Origin of the sequence: Streptomyces sp. NPDC021093, assembly GCF_044333135.1 — a bacterium.
In the GTDB taxonomy this organism is placed as follows: Bacteria; Actinomycetota; Actinomycetes; order Streptomycetales; family Streptomycetaceae; genus Streptomyces.
Window position 1 is genome coordinate 349,360 of record NZ_JBIRQJ010000007.1, and the last position, 16,082, is coordinate 365,441.

Genomic DNA, 16,082 nt, shown 5'->3' on the forward strand with positions numbered 1-16,082 from the left:
GCCCCCGCGCCCACCCCTACAACGGCACGATGTCCGGCGCCCCCAGCCTGGCCGCGTCCGCCGTCAGGTCGTCCGGCTGCCGCTGCGACTCCCGCTCCGCCTCGACCCGCTTCTCGTAGTGCTCCACCTCCCGCTCCACCTGCCCCTTGTCCCAGCCCAGCACCGGAGCCATCAACTCGGCGCACTCCAGCGCGCTCAGCGTCCCCCGGTCGAACGTCTCGATCGAGATCCGGGTGCGCCGCGTCAGGACGTCGTCGAGGTGCCTGGCCCCCTCGTGCGAGGCCGCGTAGACGATCTCCGCCCGCAGATAGTCGTCGGCCCCCGTCAGCGGCTCACCGAGCCCCGGGTCCTGCGCGATCAGCTCCAGCACCTCCTCCACCAGGGACCCGTACCGGTTCAACAGGTGTTCCACGCGCACCACATGGAGGCCCGTCCGGGCGGCCGTCCTGGCCCGTGCGTTCCACATCGCCCGGTATCCCTCGGCGCCCAGCAGCGGCACGTCCTCGGTCACGCACTCCGCGACCCGGACGTCCAGCGCGTGCACCGCCTCGTCGACGGCGTCCTTCGCCATCACGCGGTACGTCGTGTACTTGCCGCCCGCGACCACCACGAGCCCCGGTACCGGATGTGCCACCGTGTGCTCCCGGGAGAGCTTGCTGGTGGCGTCCGACTCCCCGGCCAGCAGGGGCCGCAGGCCCGCGTACACCCCCTGCACGTCGTCCCGCGTCAGAGGAACGGCCAGCACCGAATTCACGTGCTCCAGCAGATAGTCGATATCCGCACTCGAAGCCGCCGGGTGCGCCTTGTCCAGATCCCAATCGGTATCCGTGGTTCCGACAATCCAGTGCCTTCCCCACGGAATGACGAAAAGCACTGATTTCTCGGTCCGGAGAATCAGTCCGGTAGTCGAATGAATTCGGTCCTTCGGCACCACCAGGTGAATTCCCTTGGAGGCCCGGACGTGGAACTGTCCGCGCTCCCCGATCAGCGCCTGGGTGTCGTCGGTCCACACCCCGGTCGCGTTCACCACCTGCTTCGCCCTGATCTCGTACTCGCCCCGGGCCTCGACGTCCTCGACCCGCACCCCGACGACCCGTTCGCCCTCCCGCAGGAAGCCGACCACCCGGGCCCGGTTGGCGACGTGCGCGCCGTAGGCGGCGGCGGTGCGCACCAGCGTCGCCACATAGCGGGCGTCGTCCATCTGTGCGTCGTAGTACTGGAGCGCCCCGGTGAGCGCGTCCTTCTTCAACGCCGGTGCCACGCGCAGCGCGTGCCGCCGCGTCAGGTGACGGTGCATCGGCAGTCCGCGCCCGTGTCCCGACGACACCGACATCGCGTCGTACAGCGCCACGCCCGAGCCCGCGTACCACCGCTCCCACCCCTTGTGCTGGAGCGGGTAGAGGAAGGGCACCGGCTTGACCAGGTGCGGAGCGAGGCGCTCAAGCAGCAGTCCGCGCTCCTTCAGCGCCTCCCGTACGAGCGCGAAGTCGAGCATCTCCAGATAGCGGAGCCCGCCGTGGATCAGCTTGCTCGACCTGCTGGAGGTCCCCGAGGCCCAGTCCCGCGCCTCGACGAGTCCGGTGGACAGGCCCCGCGTGACGGCGTCCAGCGCCGTGCCCGCACCGACCACGCCCGCGCCCACCACCAGCACGTCCAGTTCCCGCTCGGCCATCGCGGCGAGCGCCTCTGCGCGCTCGGCCGGTCCCAGTGTCGCTGTCCTCACTGCTGCCTCCCGTTGGTGCGGTTGGTGCGGCTGGTGCTGTCCTGTTGGGCGGGTGTGACCGGGGCCACTCCACCGATTCTCGCCGCAGGCCGGTGCTTCAGCCACCGCCTGTGGACAACCGGACGCACGGCCCGCGCCGGGACCACCCATACGAGGACGCCAAATCCCTCATAACGGTCATATTTACGCCTAGTCTGACATTTCCTCGGCTCGAATTGTCCACAGGGCTTGCGCACTGCCCCACCTCCGGTTATTGGAGGCGGCCCGGCAGATCCGTGACCCGGAGGGACCCCAAGGGAAGGACGGCTCACACCATGCCCGCAGACCTCGCCGTCATCGGACTCGGCCACCTCGGTCTCCCCCTCGCCCAGGCCGCCGTCGCCGCCGGCATCGCCACCATCGGCTACGACGCCGATCCGCGCCCCGTCGCCGAGCTGGCCGCCGGCCGCCCGCCCGTGGACGGCTCGCTCTCCGCCGCCGAGATCCGCCGGATGCTCGCCGGGGGCTTCCGGCCGACCACCGACCCCGCCGAGCTGGGCCGGGTCCGTACGGCCGTCATCTGCGCCCCGACCCGGCTCGGCCCGGACCGCACCCTCGACCTGTCCGCCGTGGAGGCCGCGGCTCGCACGCTCGCGTCGCGCCTGCGCCCGCACACCACCGTGCTGCTGGAGTCGGCCGCCTACCCGGGGGCGACCGAAGAATTCCTGCGCCCCCTCCTGGAGGCGGGGTCCGGCCTGCGCGCGGGCCGCGACTTCCACCTCGCGCACTCCCCCAGCCGGCTGGACCCCGGCAACCGCACCCACGGCTATGCGCACACCCCCAAGGTCATCGGCGGACTCACCCCCGCCTGCACCGAGTCCGCCGCCGCCTTCTACGGCCGGCTCACCGACAAGGTGGTGCGCGCCCGCGGCCCGCGCGAGGCGGAGACCGTCGGCGTACTCGAAACCAACTTCCGGCACGTCAACATCGCCCTCGCCAACGAGATGGCCGTCCTCTGCCACGACCTCGGCGTGGACCTCTGGGACGTCATCCGCTGCTCCGAGACCAAGCCGTACGGCTTCCAGGCGTTCCGCCCCGGCCCCGGGGTCGGCGGCCACAGCGTCCCCCTGGACCCCAACTACCTCTCCTACGGCAGCCGTACGCCCGGCCACCCGCTGCGCATGGTCGGCCTCGCCCAGGAGATCAACAGCCGGATGCCGCAGTACGTCATCCAGCGCTGCGCCACCCTCCTCAACGAGCACGGCAAGTCCGCGCGGGGCGCCCGCGTGCTGCTCCTCGGCGTCTCCTACAAGCCCGACCTCGCCGACCAGGAGGGCTCCCCCGCCCCCGAGATCGCCACCCGGCTGCGCGACATGGGCGCCCATCTCACCTACCACGACCCGCACGTCCCGCACTGGCGCGTGCGCGACGTCCCCGTCCCCCGCGCCGACTCCCTCTATGAGGCGGCGGCAGCGGCGGACCTGACGATCCTGCTCCAGCACCACCGGACGTACGACCTCCAGGGCCTGGCGGTGAAGGCCCAACTCCTGCTGGACACACGGGGAGCGAGCCCGGCAGGGGCGGCGTACCGGCTCTAGCGCCACCGGCAACCGGTTCCGGTTGCGCAAGGAATGAACCCGAAACCCGCACACCCCTGTCGGCGACGGCTGCTAACGTCAGGCCGCACATCCGAACTTATGCACGCTTTACGCGCGTCCGCTCCCAGGGGGGAACCACCCATGTCCTATCCCGCTCAGCCGCCCCAGCAGCCCGGCGGCAACCCGTACGCCCAGGGCCAGCCGCCCCAGCAGCCCGGCGGCGGCAACCCCTTCGCCCAGGGCCAGCAGTACCCGCAGGCCCCCGGCCAGTACGGCCAGCAGCAGCCGGGCCAGTTCCCCCAGCAGGGCGGCCAGTTCGGCGGCGGCTTCCCGCCGCCCGCCCCGGCCCGTCGCGGCAATGCGGGCCTCGGCATCCTGGCCGCCTTCGTGGTCGCGCTGATCGCGGCAGGCATCTACGGCGCGATCATGGGCGCCGTGGAGGCCGAGGTGGGCTACGCCGCGGTGGGCGTCGGCCTCCTCGTCGGCTTCGTGGCCGGCAAGGTCGGCGGCTTCAACGCGGCGACCGCCGTGGTGAGCGCGCTCCTCGCCCTGGCCGCCGTCTACCTCGGCCAGATCCTGGGCTATGCGATCTTCATCTCCAAGGAGGCGCCCATCGGCGTCATGGAGATCCTCACCCAGCACTTCGGCGACCTGAACGCCGGCTGGAAGGCAGAGCTGGACTTCATGTCCTTCGTCTTCTTCGCCCTCGGTGCCGTCGGCGCCGTCTCCGGCGCCAAGAAGGCCTCGTAACCGCGCGAGAAGAACCGCGCGAGAAGTAACTGCGCGAGAAGTAACCGCGCGAGAAGAAACCGCGCGAGAAGAAACCGCACACCCTCGCGCACGAGTGGCCCGGCACCTCTATGAGGTGCCGGGCCACTCGCCTACGTACGGGACCGGTGCGGTCAGCGGCGGTGCTGCGAGTCCGCCACCGTCACCTCGACGCGCTGGAACTCCTTGAGCTCGCTGTAGCCCGTCGTCGCCATCGAGCGGCGCAGCGCACCGAACATGTTCATCGAGCCGTCCGGCACGTGCGAGGGACCGGTCAGGATCTCCTCGGTGGTGCCGACCACGCCCAGGTTCATGCGCTTGCCGCGCGGCACGTCCTCGTGGACGGCCTCCATGCCCCAGTGGTGGCCCTGGCCGGGCGCGTCCGTGGCACGGGCCAGCGGGGAGCCCATCATCACGGCGTCGGCGCCGCAGGCGACGGCCTTCGGGATGTCGCCGGACCAGCCGACACCGCCGTCGGCGATGACGTGCACGTACCGGCCGCCGGACTCGTCCATGTAGTCACGGCGCGCGGCGGCCACGTCGGCCACGGCGGTGGCCATCGGCACCTGGATGCCCAGTACGTTGCGGGTCGTGTGCGCGGCACCGCCGCCGAAGCCCACGAGCACACCGGCGGCACCGGTACGCATCAGGTGCAGCGCGGCGGTGTAGGTGGCACAGCCGCCCACGATGACCGGGACGTCCAGCTCGTAGATGAACTGCTTGAGGTTCAGCGGCTCGGCGGCACCGGAGACGTGCTCGGCCGAGACCGTCGTCCCCCGGATCACGAAGATGTCGACGCCCGCGTCCACGACGGCCTTGGAGAACTCGGCCGTACGCTGCGGAGACAGCGCGGCGGCGGTGACCACGCCCGAGTCGCGCACCTCCTTGATGCGCTGCCCGATCAGCTCCGCCTTGATGGGCTCGGAGTAGATCTCCTGGAGGCGGCGGGTGGCGGCGCCCTCGTCGTTCAGCTCGCGGATCTCGGCCAGCAGCGGCTCCGGGTCCTCGTACCGCGTCCAGAGGCCTTCGAGGTTGAGGACGCCGAGGCCGCCCATCTCGCCGATGCGGATGGCGGTCTGCGGGGAGACGACCGAGTCCATCGGAGCGGCCAGGAACGGCAGCTCGAAGCGGTAGGCGTCGATCTGCCAGGCGATCGAGACCTCCTTCGGGTCCCGCGTACGCCGGCTCGGCACGATGGCGATGTCGTCGAACGCGTACGCCCTGCGGCCGCGCTTGCCGCGCCCGATCTCGATCTCAGTCACGTTGTGTGGCCTTTCCCTCTTGGTCTGCCGTTCCAGTATCCCCGACACGCAGCGAAGGGGCGGTCCCGGTGATTCCGGGACCGCCCCTGGGCGCAATCGGAGGTGTTACTTCCTGCTGTAGTTCGGTGCCTCGACCGTCATCTGGATGTCGTGCGGGTGGCTCTCCTTGAGGCCCGCGGACGTGATCCGGACGAAGCGGCCGTTGTCCTGGAGCTCGGGCACCGTACGCCCGCCGACGTAGAACATCGACTGGCGCAGGCCGCCGACCAGCTGGTGCACGACCGCCGAGACCGGGCCCCGGTAGGGCACCTGGCCCTCGATGCCCTCGGGCACGAGCTTGTCGTCGGTGCGCACGCCCTCCTGGAAGTACCGGTCCTTGGAGTACGACTTGTTCTCGCCGCGGGTCTGCATGGCGCCCAGCGAGCCCATGCCGCGGTACGACTTGAACTGCTTGCCGTTGATGAACAGCAGCTCGCCCGGCGACTCCTCGCAGCCCGCGAGCAGCGAGCCCAGCATCACCGTGTCCGCGCCGGCGACGAGCGCCTTCGCGATGTCGCCGGAGTACTGCAGACCGCCGTCGCCGATGACCGGAACCCCGGCCGCCTTCGCCGCGAGCGACGCCTCATAGATGGCGGTGACCTGCGGGACGCCGATACCGGCGACGACACGGGTCGTACAGATGGAACCGGGGCCGACACCGACCTTGATGCCGTCGACACCGGCGTCGATGAGCGCCTGCGCGCCGTCCCGGGTGGCGATGTTGCCGCCGATGACGTCGATGCCCGAGGTGTTCGACTTGATCTTGGCGACCATGTCGCCGACCAGGCGGGAGTGGCCGTGCGCGGTGTCGACGACGATGAAGTCGACACCGGCCTCGGCCAGTGCCTGGGCGCGCTCGAACGCGTCACCCGCGACGCCGACGGCGGCACCGACGAGCAGCCGGCCCTCTGCGTCCTTGGCCGCGTTCGGGTACTTCTCGGCCTTGACGAAGTCCTTGACCGTGATGAGGCCCTTGAGGATGCCCGCGTCGTCGACCAGCGGCAGCTTCTCGATCTTGTGACGGCGCAGCAGCTGCACCGCGTCCACGCTCGAAATGCCGACCTTGCCGGTGACCAGCGGCATCGGCGTCATGACCTCGCGCACCTGACGGCTGCGGTCGGTCTCGAAGGCCATGTCGCGGTTGGTGACGATGCCGAGCAGCTTGCCCGCCGGGTCGGTGACAGGCACGCCGCTGATGCGGAACTTCGCGCACAGCTGGTCCGCCTCGGCGAGCGTGGCGTCCGGGTGCACGGTGATCGGGTCGGTGACCATGCCCGACTCGGAGCGCTTGACCAGGTCGACCTGGTTGGCCTGGTCGGCGATGGAGAGATTGCGGTGCAGGACACCGACACCGCCCTGGCGGGCCATCGCGATGGCCATCCGGGCCTCGGTGACCTTGTCCATCGCGGCGGACAGCAGGGGGATGTTCACCCGTACGTTCCGCGAGATGAGGGAGGAGGTGTCGATCTGGTCGGGGGCCATGTCGGACGCGCCGGGAAGCAGCAGCACGTCGTCGTAGGTCAGCCCGAGCATCGCGAATTTCTCCGGCACTCCATCGACGTTGGCAGTCATGACACCTTCCCAAATGGTCTTGCTCGGCGCGGATGTCCATGCTAACGGGAACCAGGGGTGTCAGATTCCACGATCATGACAAGCGGCCAAGTTTGTACGTTTCTCCTGTGCGGCCCTACGACGGTGCGGTACGCGGCGTGGCACGGGCGGAGCAGGCGGAAGCCGGGCGGCGGACGGGCTACTGCTCGGCGAGGGCGCGGAGCCGGCTCAGCGCCCTGTGCTGTGCAACACGCACGGCACCCGGGGACATTCCGAGCTTCTGTCCCGTTTCCTCCGCGGTCAGGCCGACCGCGACCCGCAGCACCAGCAGCTCGCGCTGGTGCTCGGGAAGATTGGCGAGCAGCTTCTTGGCCCAGGCGGCGTCGCTGCTGAGCAGTGCCCGCTCCTCGGGGCCGAGGGAGTCGTCGGGCCGCTCCGGCATCTCGTCGGAGGGCACGGCGGTCGATCCGGGATGGCGCATTGCCGCCCGCTGCAGATCGGCGACCTTGTGCGCGGCGATGGCGAAGACGAAGGCCTCGAAGGGCCGCCCGGTGTCCCGGTAGCGCGGCAGCGCCATCAGCACCGCGACGCACACCTCCTGCGCCAGGTCCTCCACGAAGTGCCGGGCATCACCGGGCAGCCGGGAGAGCCGGGAGCGGCAGTAGCGCAGCGCGAGCGGGTGGACGTGCGCGAGGAGGTCGTGCGTGGCCTGCTCGTCGCCCTCGACGGCCAGGTGCACCAGGGCACCGATGGCCCCCTGGGCCGCGACCGCCTCTTCGTCACGCATCGGTCCATGGTGCCTTGACGTGGCGGCTTCCGCGCCACCGCGTCCGTAGTTGTGCACTGAAGCGTTATGAGCAGGTACGCCAGGACTCATCTCCCGCGCCCTCCCCTTCCGCTCGACCGACCCGTTCCCGAGGAACCCCATCCCTCAAGGATGCGGCATCGGCCGCCGAACCGGGATCGGGCGTCCTGCACCCCGCCCGCACAGGGCGGGCGGGGGACCATCTCACGCGCACAAACCAGCGGGGCCCGACCCCGGGCGGACCCTTGGCCCGCCCGGCGAACAGGCCCTAGCGGACCAGGCCCCAGCGGAAGCCGAGCGCCACCGCGTGCGCACGGTCCGAGGCGCCGAGCTTCTTGAAGAGCCGGCGGGCGTGCGTCTTGACCGTGTCCTCGGAGAGGAAGAGCTCGCGGCCGATCTCGGCGTTGGACCGGCCGTGGCTCATCCCTTCGAGGACCTGGATCTCGCGCGCGGTGAGCGTCGGGGCGGCGCCCATCTCGGCGGACCGCAGCCGGCGCGGAGCCAGCCGCCAGGTCGGGTCGGCGAGCGCCTGCGTGACGGTCGCGCGCAGCTCGGCGCGGGACGCGTCCTTGTGCAGGTACCCGCGGGCTCCGGCGGCGACCGCCAGCGCGACCCCGTCGAGGTCCTCCGCGACCGTGAGCATGATGATTCGGGCGCCGGGATCGGCGGACAGCAGTCGGCGGACGGTCTCGACGCCACCCAGACCGGGCATGCGTACGTCCATCAGAATCAGGTCCGAACGGTCGGCGCCCCAGCGGCGGAGGACTTCCTCGCCATTGGCAGCCGTCGTCACGCGCTCGACGCCGGGCACGGTCGCGACCGCGCGGCGAAGCGCCTCTCGGGCAAGCGGGGAGTCGTCGCAGACGAGGACGGATGTCATGACCGACCTCCGCCGCTCGCACAGCTGATGCGCGTCACCTTGGGCCTCCAGGCTGAATACAAGTCGTCACCTGTGCGGTTGACGCTCTCGGACATCTGCCCGATCGCCCTTTCCTTCAACCGCCTCAGCCAACTCAACGACGGTCACTCGAAAGAGTTACGGCCTGAGAATCGGCCTCCCGAAGATCTAGTGCCCCATTTAGTCGGTTTTCTTCCCTTTTGCTGGTGTCTATGGCTAGATTCGCAATGAGTCATATTTACATCTACTCACACCGTAGATGGCAGTAGATGTGATGATCTCGGTCATCGTTCCGCCTCAGCACAGACGCAAGGGGACAACCAATGGCAGATTTCTCCCGCCTTCCCGGACCCAACGCCGACCTGTGGGACTGGCAGCTCCTCGCCGCGTGCCGTGGTGTCGACAGCTCGCTGTTCTTCCACCCGGAGGGCGAGCGCGGGGCCGCGCGGAGCGCACGTGAGAACTCGGCGAAGGAGGTCTGCATGCGATGCCCGGTGCGCGCACAGTGCGCGGCGCACGCACTCCAGGTCCGCGAGCCCTACGGGGTGTGGGGAGGCCTCACCGAGGACGAGCGCGAGGAGCTGATGGGCCGGGCCAGACACCGTCTGGTTCCGGCAGGCGCGGCCGGAGCCGCGAAGAAGCAGGCTCCGGTGAAGGGCGGCGGGGCGGAGCACTCCCGCCGCGTCACCCTCGTGAAGTAATCCGTGGATCAATCCGAGAAGGAACGTTTCTGCACCGGATCGGCCCACTGGGTCGACCCACCCGGCGGGCAGCCGCTCAGCGGGCGGCGGCCAGTGCCAGCTGGTCGAGGGTGGCGGCCACCGCCGGCACCTGGGCCAGGTCGGGCAGGGTGAGCGCGACGATCTCGCGCTGCACGGCCGGCTCCACCGCCACGGTGCGCGCGCCCATGGGGCGTACGGACTCCATGGCGAGCTCGGGCAGGACGGCGACGCCGAGACCGGCGCCGACCAGGCCGATGACGGCCGGGTAGTCGTCGGTGGCGAAATCGATACGCGGCGCGAAGCCCGCGCTCTCGCAGACCTCGACCAGTTGGCGGCGACAGCGCGGGCAGCCCGCGATCCAGGGCTCTTCGGCGAGTTCGACGATGCCCACCGTCCCGGCATCGGCGAGCCGGTGCCCTTCGGGGACGAGACCGACGAGGCGGTCCGTGAGCAGGGGGCGTACGACCAGGTCGGTCCAGTCCTCGGTGGCCCCGCCGGGGCCGTAGCGGAAGGCGAGGGCGATGTCGCAGTCGCCCTCGCGGAGCATCTCGACCGAGCGCGGGGGTTCGGCGTCGACGAGGGAGACCCGGGTGCCGGGGTGGGCGGCGCGCAGGGCGGCGAGCGCGGTGGGGACGAGGGTGGAGCTGCCGGAGGGGAAGGAGACGAGGCGGACCCGGCCGGCGCGCAGGCCCGCGATGGCGGCGACCTCCTCCTCGGCGGCTGTGAGCCCGGCGAGGATGCCCGAGGCGTGCCGGACGAGGGCCTCGCCGGCCTGGGTGAGGCGCATCTCGCGGCCGGTGCGGATCAGGAGGGGGGTGCCCGCCGACTGCTCCAGGGCCTTCATCTGCTGGCTGACGGCCGGCTGTGTGCAGCCGAGCTCGCGGGCGGCGGCGGAGAAGGACCCGGTGGAGGCGACTGCGCGCAGGACGCGGAGGTGGCGGGCTTCGATCATGGAACGAGTATAAGACTTACTTGGAGCATGGGGCCAATTACTGGAATCGACTTTGAGTGCGATGCGGCTAGCGTTCTCTGTCATGGAACTACTGAGTGTGAATCTGGGGCGGGCCACGGCCAGCGAGTACACCGATCAGGCGGAGGGGGTGACCGGCATCGGCAAGCAGCCGACGGAAGGGCCTGTGGAGGTGCGGGAGCCGGGTCCCCGCGGGACCGGGGGCAGCGGGCTCGTCGGCGACGACGTGTGCGACCTGCGGCACCACGGAGGGACCCGGCAGGCCGTCTACGCGTACGCGCGCGAGGACCTGGACCGGTGGGAGAGCGACCTCGGACGGCCGCTGCGCGGCGGGGAGTTCGGCGAGAACCTCACCACCGTGGGCCTGGACGTGAACGGGGCGCGGCTCGGCGAGCAGTGGCGGGTCGGGGCGGACCTGGTCCTCGAAGTGACCGCCTCCCGCATCCCGTGCCGTACGTTCGCGGGCGCCCTGAACGAGGAGAAGTGGGTGAAGCGCTTTACGGAGGCGGTGGCTCCGGGCGCGTACCTCAAGGTGGTGGAGCCCGGAGTCGTACGGGCGGGAGACCCGATCGAGATCGCGCACCGGCCCGCGCACGACGTCACGGTGGCGATGCACTTCAAGGCGAACACCCTGGAGCGGTCGCTGCTGCCGCGGCTCCTGGAGGCCGGGGACGTGCTGTCGCCGCTCACGCGGGAGAAGGCCCTCGCCTACCTGGAGAAGCACGGCGGCGCCGCGTAGGTGGTGGGTGAAGTCCCCTAGAAGGGCCGGGCGTTGGGATCGGGGGCGGTTGCGGGACCGTCCCCGATGTCCGGGCGGGGCGCCGGGACGAGGGTCGGAGCATCTCCCGGTGGGAGCGCGTCCTCATTGTTCTCGGCTCGGTCGCAGCCGTGTTCCTGGCCGCTGTCGGCGGTCTGTTCGTCCGGCTCTGGACGGGGGCCGAGGTGAGCACGGTGGGGAGGTGGAGTTCCGCAACGAGCCCAAGGTGCCGCCCCTCGCGAAGTCGGCCGCCGCCTCTTTGAGGAAGTCGACGCAACTGCCCTGCATTCTCGGCACGTTGGAGGTTCCGCAGGGGAAGGAGTCCGTCCGGGGGCGGTTCTTCGGGCTGCGGATGTCGGGGATCAACGGCAGGAAGATGGCCATGGGGCGGGCCGGCGAGACCGTGACGCGGGGCACTGCCGAGACATGGAGCGTACGGAACGAGGGCGGCGTGCCGCACAACTTGCCTGTGCACGGCGTGCAGTTCAGGGTGTTGGGCGTGGACGGGAAGCCGACGACGGGGGCGCTGCGCGGGGCGAAGGACACGGTGTTCGTACCGGGTGGCAGCACGGTGAGGCCGGCGATGCGGTTCGACGGGCCGGGCGTCCGGCGGGCGGGGATCATGCAGGGCACTAACGTGGAGCGCATGACGACTGCACTGATCACGGGAGCGACCGCGGGCATCGGTTCCGCCTTCGCACGGCGCCTGGCATCCGACGGACACAACCTGGTGCTGGTGGCACGGAGCACCGACCGCCTCCAGGAGCAGGCGACGGAACTGCACGACAAGCACGGCGTGGAGGTCGAGGTGCTGACCGCCGACCTGTCCACGGACGACGGCATCGCGGCCGTCGAGGAGCGGCTCGCGGACCGTACGCACCCGGTGGACCTGCTGGTCAACAACGCCGGGTTCGGCAACAAGGGCGAGTTCCTCGAAGTGCCGATGGCGGACGAGCTGACGATGCTGAAGGTGCACTGCGAGGCGGTGCTGCGGCTGACGTCGGCGGCGGTGAAGGGCATGAAGGAGCGGCGGCGGGGCGGGGTCGTCAACGTCGCCTCGGTCGCTGCCTTCGTGCCGCGCGGTACGTACGGGGCGAGCAAGGCGTGGGTCGTGCAGTTCACCCAGGGCGCGGCGAAGGACCTCGGCGGGAGCGGGGTGCGGCTGATGGCGCTGTGCCCCGGTTTCGTACGGACGGAGTTCCACGAGCGGGCCGGGATGGGGACGGACAACATCCCGTCGTGGATGTGGCTGGACGCGGACAAGCTGGTGGCGGAGGCACTGAAGGACCTGGCGCGCGGGAAGTCGCTGTCGATTCCGGACCCGCGCTACAAGGCGCTGATGGGTGTGGTGAAGGTGGCGCCGCGCGGCCTGCTCGGGGGGATCACTTCCCGAACAGGCCGCAAGTACGGTCCTCAGTAAGTGATTTGATCTGCTGAGTGGGTGACTTGGCCAACCTGGTGAGCGGCTTGGCCTACTTGACGCCCGGGCCCGCGTACGCGCCGATGTTCGGGGCCGTGCCGGGCTTCAGGCGGTTGCCGAAGTAGTCCTTGCCGCCGTTGTCGGGGATCTCGACTCCGGCGGCGAGGGCGGGCGAGCCCGGGGAGAGGCGGAAGTCGGGGCGCAGCAGCGGGTTCGCGGTGATGCCGCCGGGGTTGGGGACCGTGGTGGGGACGCCGTGGAAGGCGTTGTGCTCGAAGGTGATGGCGGGGATCTTGACGTCGTACGCGTAGCCGCCGGTCCCCTCGCTCACGAAGAGGTTGTTGCGGAGCTTGAGTTCGTGCTGGGTGGAGGCGGCGGCGCTGTCCTCTATGAGGTGGGCCGGGACCTTCTCCTTGTTGTAGAAGCTGTTGTTGTAGATCTGGGTGTTGAGGATGGGGCCCCAGCAGTTCTGGACGAGGCGGGCGCCGTCGTTGCGGCTGACGTTGTAGCGGACCACTGTGTCGACGGTCTTGGCGCCGCTGTACGGGCAGATCAACAGGAAGCCGCCGACGTTGTCGTGGCTGTAGTTGTACTGGAAGACCGTCCCCTTCGAGGCGCCGTCGGCGTCGAAGGACATGCCGTCGTGAGTGTTGCCGCCACCGGAGACGTCGTTGTGCTGGACGAGTGTGTCGTCGGTGTTGAAGGTCCAGATGCCCGCGTTGGCGGAGGGCGAACGGAGCTGGAAGCCCTCTATGAGGTTGCGCTCGACGACGGCGCCGGTGGTCGTGTCGAGCTTGATTCCGTCGCCCGCAAGGGACTTGAGGGTGTTGTGGTGGATGCGGACGCCGGTGGAGGGGGTCCAATCACCGGGGTAGACGTTTGGGTCCTGCTGGTTGCCGACCAGGTCGCGCTTGGAATACGTCGACTTGAAGTAGATGCCTTCGCGGTCGACGTCCTCTATGAGGTTGTGGTGGATGTTCAGGCCGTCGTACCTACTGGCCCTTGCCTTGCCCTCGACGGCGATGTGGATCGCGCTGGAGCCGGTGAGGGTCTTGAAGTCGCCGCCGCGGATGTCGTGGAGGTAGAGGCCCGCGAGCTCGAAGTTCCGGGCGGTGCCGTAGTCGGTGAGGCGCAGGCGGACGCCGTTGCGCTCGCTGCCGGGGTTCGCGGAGTTGACGATCTCCAGATTGGTCAGCTTGATGTGCTGGGTGTTGGCGAGGAGTACGACGTCGTGGGCGCCGGCGCCGTCGAGCTTGGCACGGCCTGCCGAGGCGCGGCCGTAGTCGGAGATGGTGAAGGGGCGCCCGGCCGCGCCGGATCCCTTCGGCTGGAGGGAACCCTGACAGGTCGCCCCGCGTTGGAAGAGCAAGCGGTCGCCGGGGCCGAAGGTGTGGGCGTTGGCTTCGGCGAGGGTGGTCCAGGGGCGGGTGCGGGACCCGGTTCCGGGAGCGGTGGCGGAGCAGTCGACGTAGTGGGTCTGGCCGGAGGAGGCAGGGGCCTGGGCGGGTGCGGCCTGGGCCGGGGAAGGGAGGAGTACGGCGAGGGCGGCGGCCGAGGCTGTCGCGGTGGCGACCAGAGCCGTGGTCGTACGGGCACTGCGGGCGCTACGGGCGTGGGTTCGGTGTCTCACGGTGCGGTTCCTCCGGGTCGAGGCGGAGCAGGGCAGTGGTGCCGTTCTGCCAGGTCACATGGATGTCGGTGCCGTGGACCTGGACGTCTGCGAGGGACGCGGCGGGGGCCGGGGCCGGCTCGGCGGTGAGGGAGGCGAGGGCGACGAAGAGGGTGCCGGCTGCCTCGGCGGTACGCCCGTGGAGTGCGGCGGCGTGGGCGGACGGGCCGAACTGGGTGGGACCGACGGGGAGTTCGGCGATGTCGGGGTCGTAGCCGTGCACCGGGTGGAGCTGCGCCGTCGGGCCGTCCGGGGTGACGGCCCAGCCGGTCTGGCGGACCGGGGTGCCCGGCGGGGCGCCGACGACCAGGTGCGCGCGGACTTCGGCGCGGCCGTGGACGGCGGTGGCCGAGACGACGCGGACACCGGGGGCCGGGGTGTGCGCGGAGGACGCCCAGTCCGGGCCGTGGGTGAGGGGTTCGGCGGGGCCGCGCGTGGTCTGCGTACCGTCGACGAGCAGGGAGAAGTGGTTGTCGGCACTCTCGTGGGCCGGGCCGGTGCGGGTCGAGTAGGCGAAGCGCGCGTAGCCCGGGTCCTCTCCGTCGCCGACGTGGTTGCTGCCGTGGTTGTGCAGGCGGACCAGGCCGTCGGCCGCGGTGGACTGGACGAGGAGGTTCGGCGGTGCGGCGACGGTGACCGCGTCGGCGGTCTCGGCGGGGAGGGGTTCCTCGGCCGTCGTCCAGGCGGGGTGGTCGGCGGGGAGGAGCAGGCCGAGGAAGCCCTTGGAGGCCCAGTAGGGGGATGCGGGTCCGGAGTACGTCTGGATCATGGGCGGGTACGGGCCGTACCAGCCGAGGGTGAGCAGGCCGTCGTCGTCCGTCGCGCCCCGGTCCATGAAGTGGCGCAGGGCGCCGGAGGCGAGGCGGCGGGTGGCACCGGGGCCGAGCGGGGTGTGGCCGGTGAGGGTGCCGAGCCAGGGGGCGGCGGCCGCGGCGAAGCGGTAGGTGAGCGAGCGGCCGTACGGCACGGGGGCGCCGTTGGTGTCGAACAGGCGGGTGGTGTCGTCGAGTTGGGCCCGCAGCCTCGGCCCGTACAGGTCGAGGAGGTCCGTGTCGCCCGCGAGATGGGCGTGCAGTACGGGATAGAAGTGCAGGGCCCAGGCGTTGTAGTGGTCGAAGGCACGGTTGGGGCCGTCGCTGTACCAGCCGTCGCCGAGGTACCAGTCCTCGATGCGGGCGAGGGCGGTGTCGATGGTGGCACGGGCGCGGTCGGTCTCGATGCCTGCGTCCTGGAGGAATCCGGCGACGGTGAGGCCGAAGAGCCACCAGTTGTTGTCCACGGGGGACGGACCGAGGGCGGGGAGCAGCCAGTCGACGGTGCGCTGCCGGGTGGCGTCGTCGAGGGTGTCCCAGAGCCAGGGGCGGGTCAGGCGGAGCGACAGGGCGACGGAGGCGGATTCGACGACGGCCTGGCGGACGTCGGCCATACGGGGCCAGGACTCGGGGTCCGTGCCACTCAACTCTGGGGACGGGGTGGGGTGTTGGGTTCCTGCGGCGAGTCCTTCGGCGTACCTGGGGAGGTGGCCGTGGGGGTCGTCGCCGTGTGCCCCTGCGACACGGAGGGCCGCGAGGAGGAACGTACGGGCAAAGCCTTCGAGGCCGTCGGATCGGGGCCCCGAGACGCTGGGGCGGGGGCCTGGGAGGTGGATCAGGCCGTGCCGGGGGGTGCTGTACGGGCGCACGGCGCGGAGGAGTTGGTCGGCCGTGTGCTCCCAGTGGGCGCGCGTCCAGCCGGTGTACGGGCTGAGCTCACGGTTCTCGGGCGGCGTGGGCATGATGCTCCCCTGGAGGCGGTACGGCTGCGGCGGCGGCTTCTACGGCTGCGGAGGTGTCGGGTGCGTCGGGTGCGTCGGCGTCGCCCGGAATCATCAACTTCCGTTGATCGAAGGTCAATGGATCGCGTTCGAATGATCGAAACTTCT

At 70.6% G+C, this 16,082-nt stretch carries 13 protein-coding genes and 1 pseudogene; 6 read left to right on the forward strand and 8 right to left on the reverse strand.

All coding sequences use genetic code 11. From position 1 onward, the window contains the following. Positions 1 to 16: 16 nt before the first annotated feature. A complete protein-coding gene (locus ACH4SP_RS23585; RefSeq protein WP_398417516.1) occupies positions 17 to 1,723 on the reverse strand; it encodes a glycerol-3-phosphate dehydrogenase/oxidase in 1,707 nt (568 codons plus the stop codon). Between the two features lie 314 nt (positions 1,724 to 2,037). Here ACH4SP_RS23585 and ACH4SP_RS23590 point away from each other — a divergent pair, with 314 nt between their 5' ends. Further along, positions 2,038 to 3,300, forward strand: coding sequence for a nucleotide sugar dehydrogenase (locus ACH4SP_RS23590; RefSeq protein WP_398417517.1), 1,263 nt, complete (start codon positions 2,038 to 2,040; stop codon positions 3,298 to 3,300). Between the two features lie 141 nt (positions 3,301 to 3,441). Next, positions 3,442 to 4,050 (forward strand): hypothetical protein, encoded by a 609-nt coding sequence (locus tag ACH4SP_RS23595; protein ID WP_398417518.1) that lies wholly within the window; start codon positions 3,442 to 3,444, stop codon positions 4,048 to 4,050. Positions 4,051 to 4,202: 152 nt separating this feature from the next. Here ACH4SP_RS23595 and ACH4SP_RS23600 read toward each other — a convergent pair whose 3' ends face one another. From ACH4SP_RS23600 to ACH4SP_RS23615, 4 genes are all read right to left on the reverse strand, one after another. Beyond that, positions 4,203 to 5,330 (reverse strand): GuaB3 family IMP dehydrogenase-related protein, encoded by a 1,128-nt coding sequence (locus ACH4SP_RS23600; protein ID WP_398417519.1) that lies wholly within the window; start codon positions 5,328 to 5,330, stop codon positions 4,203 to 4,205. Positions 5,331 to 5,435: 105 nt separating this feature from the next. After that, positions 5,436 to 6,941, reverse strand: a complete 1,506-nt coding sequence (gene guaB, locus ACH4SP_RS23605) for an IMP dehydrogenase (RefSeq protein ID WP_398417520.1) — start codon at positions 6,939 to 6,941, stop codon at positions 5,436 to 5,438. Positions 6,942 to 7,119: 178 nt separating this feature from the next. Beyond that, a complete protein-coding gene (locus ACH4SP_RS23610; RefSeq protein ID WP_362417467.1) occupies positions 7,120 to 7,707 on the reverse strand; it encodes a sigma-70 family RNA polymerase sigma factor in 588 nt (195 codons plus the stop codon). A gap of 286 nt (positions 7,708 to 7,993) precedes the next feature. After that, the gene (locus ACH4SP_RS23615; RefSeq protein ID WP_003948568.1) at positions 7,994 to 8,605 is read right to left on the reverse strand and encodes a response regulator transcription factor; all 612 of its coding nucleotides are present in this window, start codon (positions 8,603 to 8,605) and stop codon (positions 7,994 to 7,996) included. A 341-nt stretch (positions 8,606 to 8,946) separates the two neighbouring features. Here ACH4SP_RS23615 and ACH4SP_RS23620 point away from each other — a divergent pair, with 341 nt between their 5' ends. After that, on the forward strand, positions 8,947 to 9,324 hold the full coding sequence (locus ACH4SP_RS23620) for a WhiB family transcriptional regulator (RefSeq protein WP_398417521.1): 378 nt from the start codon (positions 8,947 to 8,949) through the stop codon (positions 9,322 to 9,324). A 76-nt stretch (positions 9,325 to 9,400) separates the two neighbouring features. On the opposite strand, the gene ACH4SP_RS23625 is transcribed toward ACH4SP_RS23620, so the two are convergent. Continuing rightward, on the reverse strand, positions 9,401 to 10,297 hold the full coding sequence (locus ACH4SP_RS23625; protein ID WP_398417522.1) for a LysR family transcriptional regulator: 897 nt from the start codon (positions 10,295 to 10,297) through the stop codon (positions 9,401 to 9,403). 82 nt (positions 10,298 to 10,379) lie between these two features. Here ACH4SP_RS23625 and ACH4SP_RS23630 point away from each other — a divergent pair, with 82 nt between their 5' ends. From ACH4SP_RS23630 to ACH4SP_RS23640, 3 genes and pseudogenes are all read left to right on the forward strand, one after another. After that, complete coding sequence (locus ACH4SP_RS23630; protein ID WP_398417523.1) at positions 10,380 to 11,054, forward strand: MOSC domain-containing protein; 675 nt, start codon at positions 10,380 to 10,382, stop codon at positions 11,052 to 11,054. Between the two features lie 370 nt (positions 11,055 to 11,424). After that, positions 11,425 to 11,667: pseudogene (locus tag ACH4SP_RS23635) on the forward strand (multicopper oxidase domain-containing protein); the annotation flags it as partial. A 51-nt stretch (positions 11,668 to 11,718) separates the two neighbouring features. Beyond that, a complete protein-coding gene (locus ACH4SP_RS23640) occupies positions 11,719 to 12,492 on the forward strand; it encodes an SDR family NAD(P)-dependent oxidoreductase (RefSeq protein ID WP_398417769.1) in 774 nt (257 codons plus the stop codon). A gap of 52 nt (positions 12,493 to 12,544) precedes the next feature. Here the strand turns inward: ACH4SP_RS23640 and ACH4SP_RS23645 are convergent, their stop codons facing one another. Further along, positions 12,545 to 14,122 carry a right-handed parallel beta-helix repeat-containing protein gene (locus tag ACH4SP_RS23645; RefSeq protein WP_398417524.1) on the reverse strand — a complete coding sequence of 526 codons (1,578 nt, stop codon included), beginning with the start codon at positions 14,120 to 14,122 and terminating at the stop codon, positions 12,545 to 12,547. Beyond that, complete coding sequence (locus ACH4SP_RS23650; protein ID WP_398417525.1) at positions 14,097 to 15,935, reverse strand: DUF2264 domain-containing protein; 1,839 nt, start codon at positions 15,933 to 15,935, stop codon at positions 14,097 to 14,099. The genes ACH4SP_RS23645 and ACH4SP_RS23650 overlap by 26 nt, the downstream gene beginning before the upstream one ends. Positions 15,936 to 16,082: the final 147 nt, after the last annotated feature.

Excerpts from the sequence above, each read along its gene's own strand:
- ACH4SP_RS23590 (WP_398417517.1), top strand. The coding sequence starts at position 2,038 with ATGCCCGCAGACCTCGCCGTCATCGGACTCGGCCACCTCGGTCTCCCC.
- ACH4SP_RS23625 (WP_398417522.1), bottom strand. The coding sequence starts at position 10,297 with ATGATCGAAGCCCGCCACCTCCGCGTCCTGCGCGCAGTCGCCTCCACC.
- ACH4SP_RS23595 (WP_398417518.1), top strand. The coding sequence starts at position 3,442 with ATGTCCTATCCCGCTCAGCCGCCCCAGCAGCCCGGCGGCAACCCGTAC.
- ACH4SP_RS23620 (WP_398417521.1), top strand. The coding sequence starts at position 8,947 with ATGGCAGATTTCTCCCGCCTTCCCGGACCCAACGCCGACCTGTGGGAC.
- ACH4SP_RS23640 (WP_398417769.1), top strand. The coding sequence starts at position 11,719 with ATGACGACTGCACTGATCACGGGAGCGACCGCGGGCATCGGTTCCGCC.
- ACH4SP_RS23630 (WP_398417523.1), top strand. The coding sequence starts at position 10,380 with ATGGAACTACTGAGTGTGAATCTGGGGCGGGCCACGGCCAGCGAGTAC.
- ACH4SP_RS23650 (WP_398417525.1), bottom strand. The coding sequence starts at position 15,935 with ATGCCCACGCCGCCCGAGAACCGTGAGCTCAGCCCGTACACCGGCTGG.
- ACH4SP_RS23615 (WP_003948568.1), bottom strand. The coding sequence starts at position 8,605 with ATGACATCCGTCCTCGTCTGCGACGACTCCCCGCTTGCCCGAGAGGCG.
- ACH4SP_RS23610 (WP_362417467.1), bottom strand. The coding sequence starts at position 7,707 with ATGCGTGACGAAGAGGCGGTCGCGGCCCAGGGGGCCATCGGTGCCCTG.
- guaB (WP_398417520.1), bottom strand. The coding sequence starts at position 6,941 with ATGACTGCCAACGTCGATGGAGTGCCGGAGAAATTCGCGATGCTCGGG.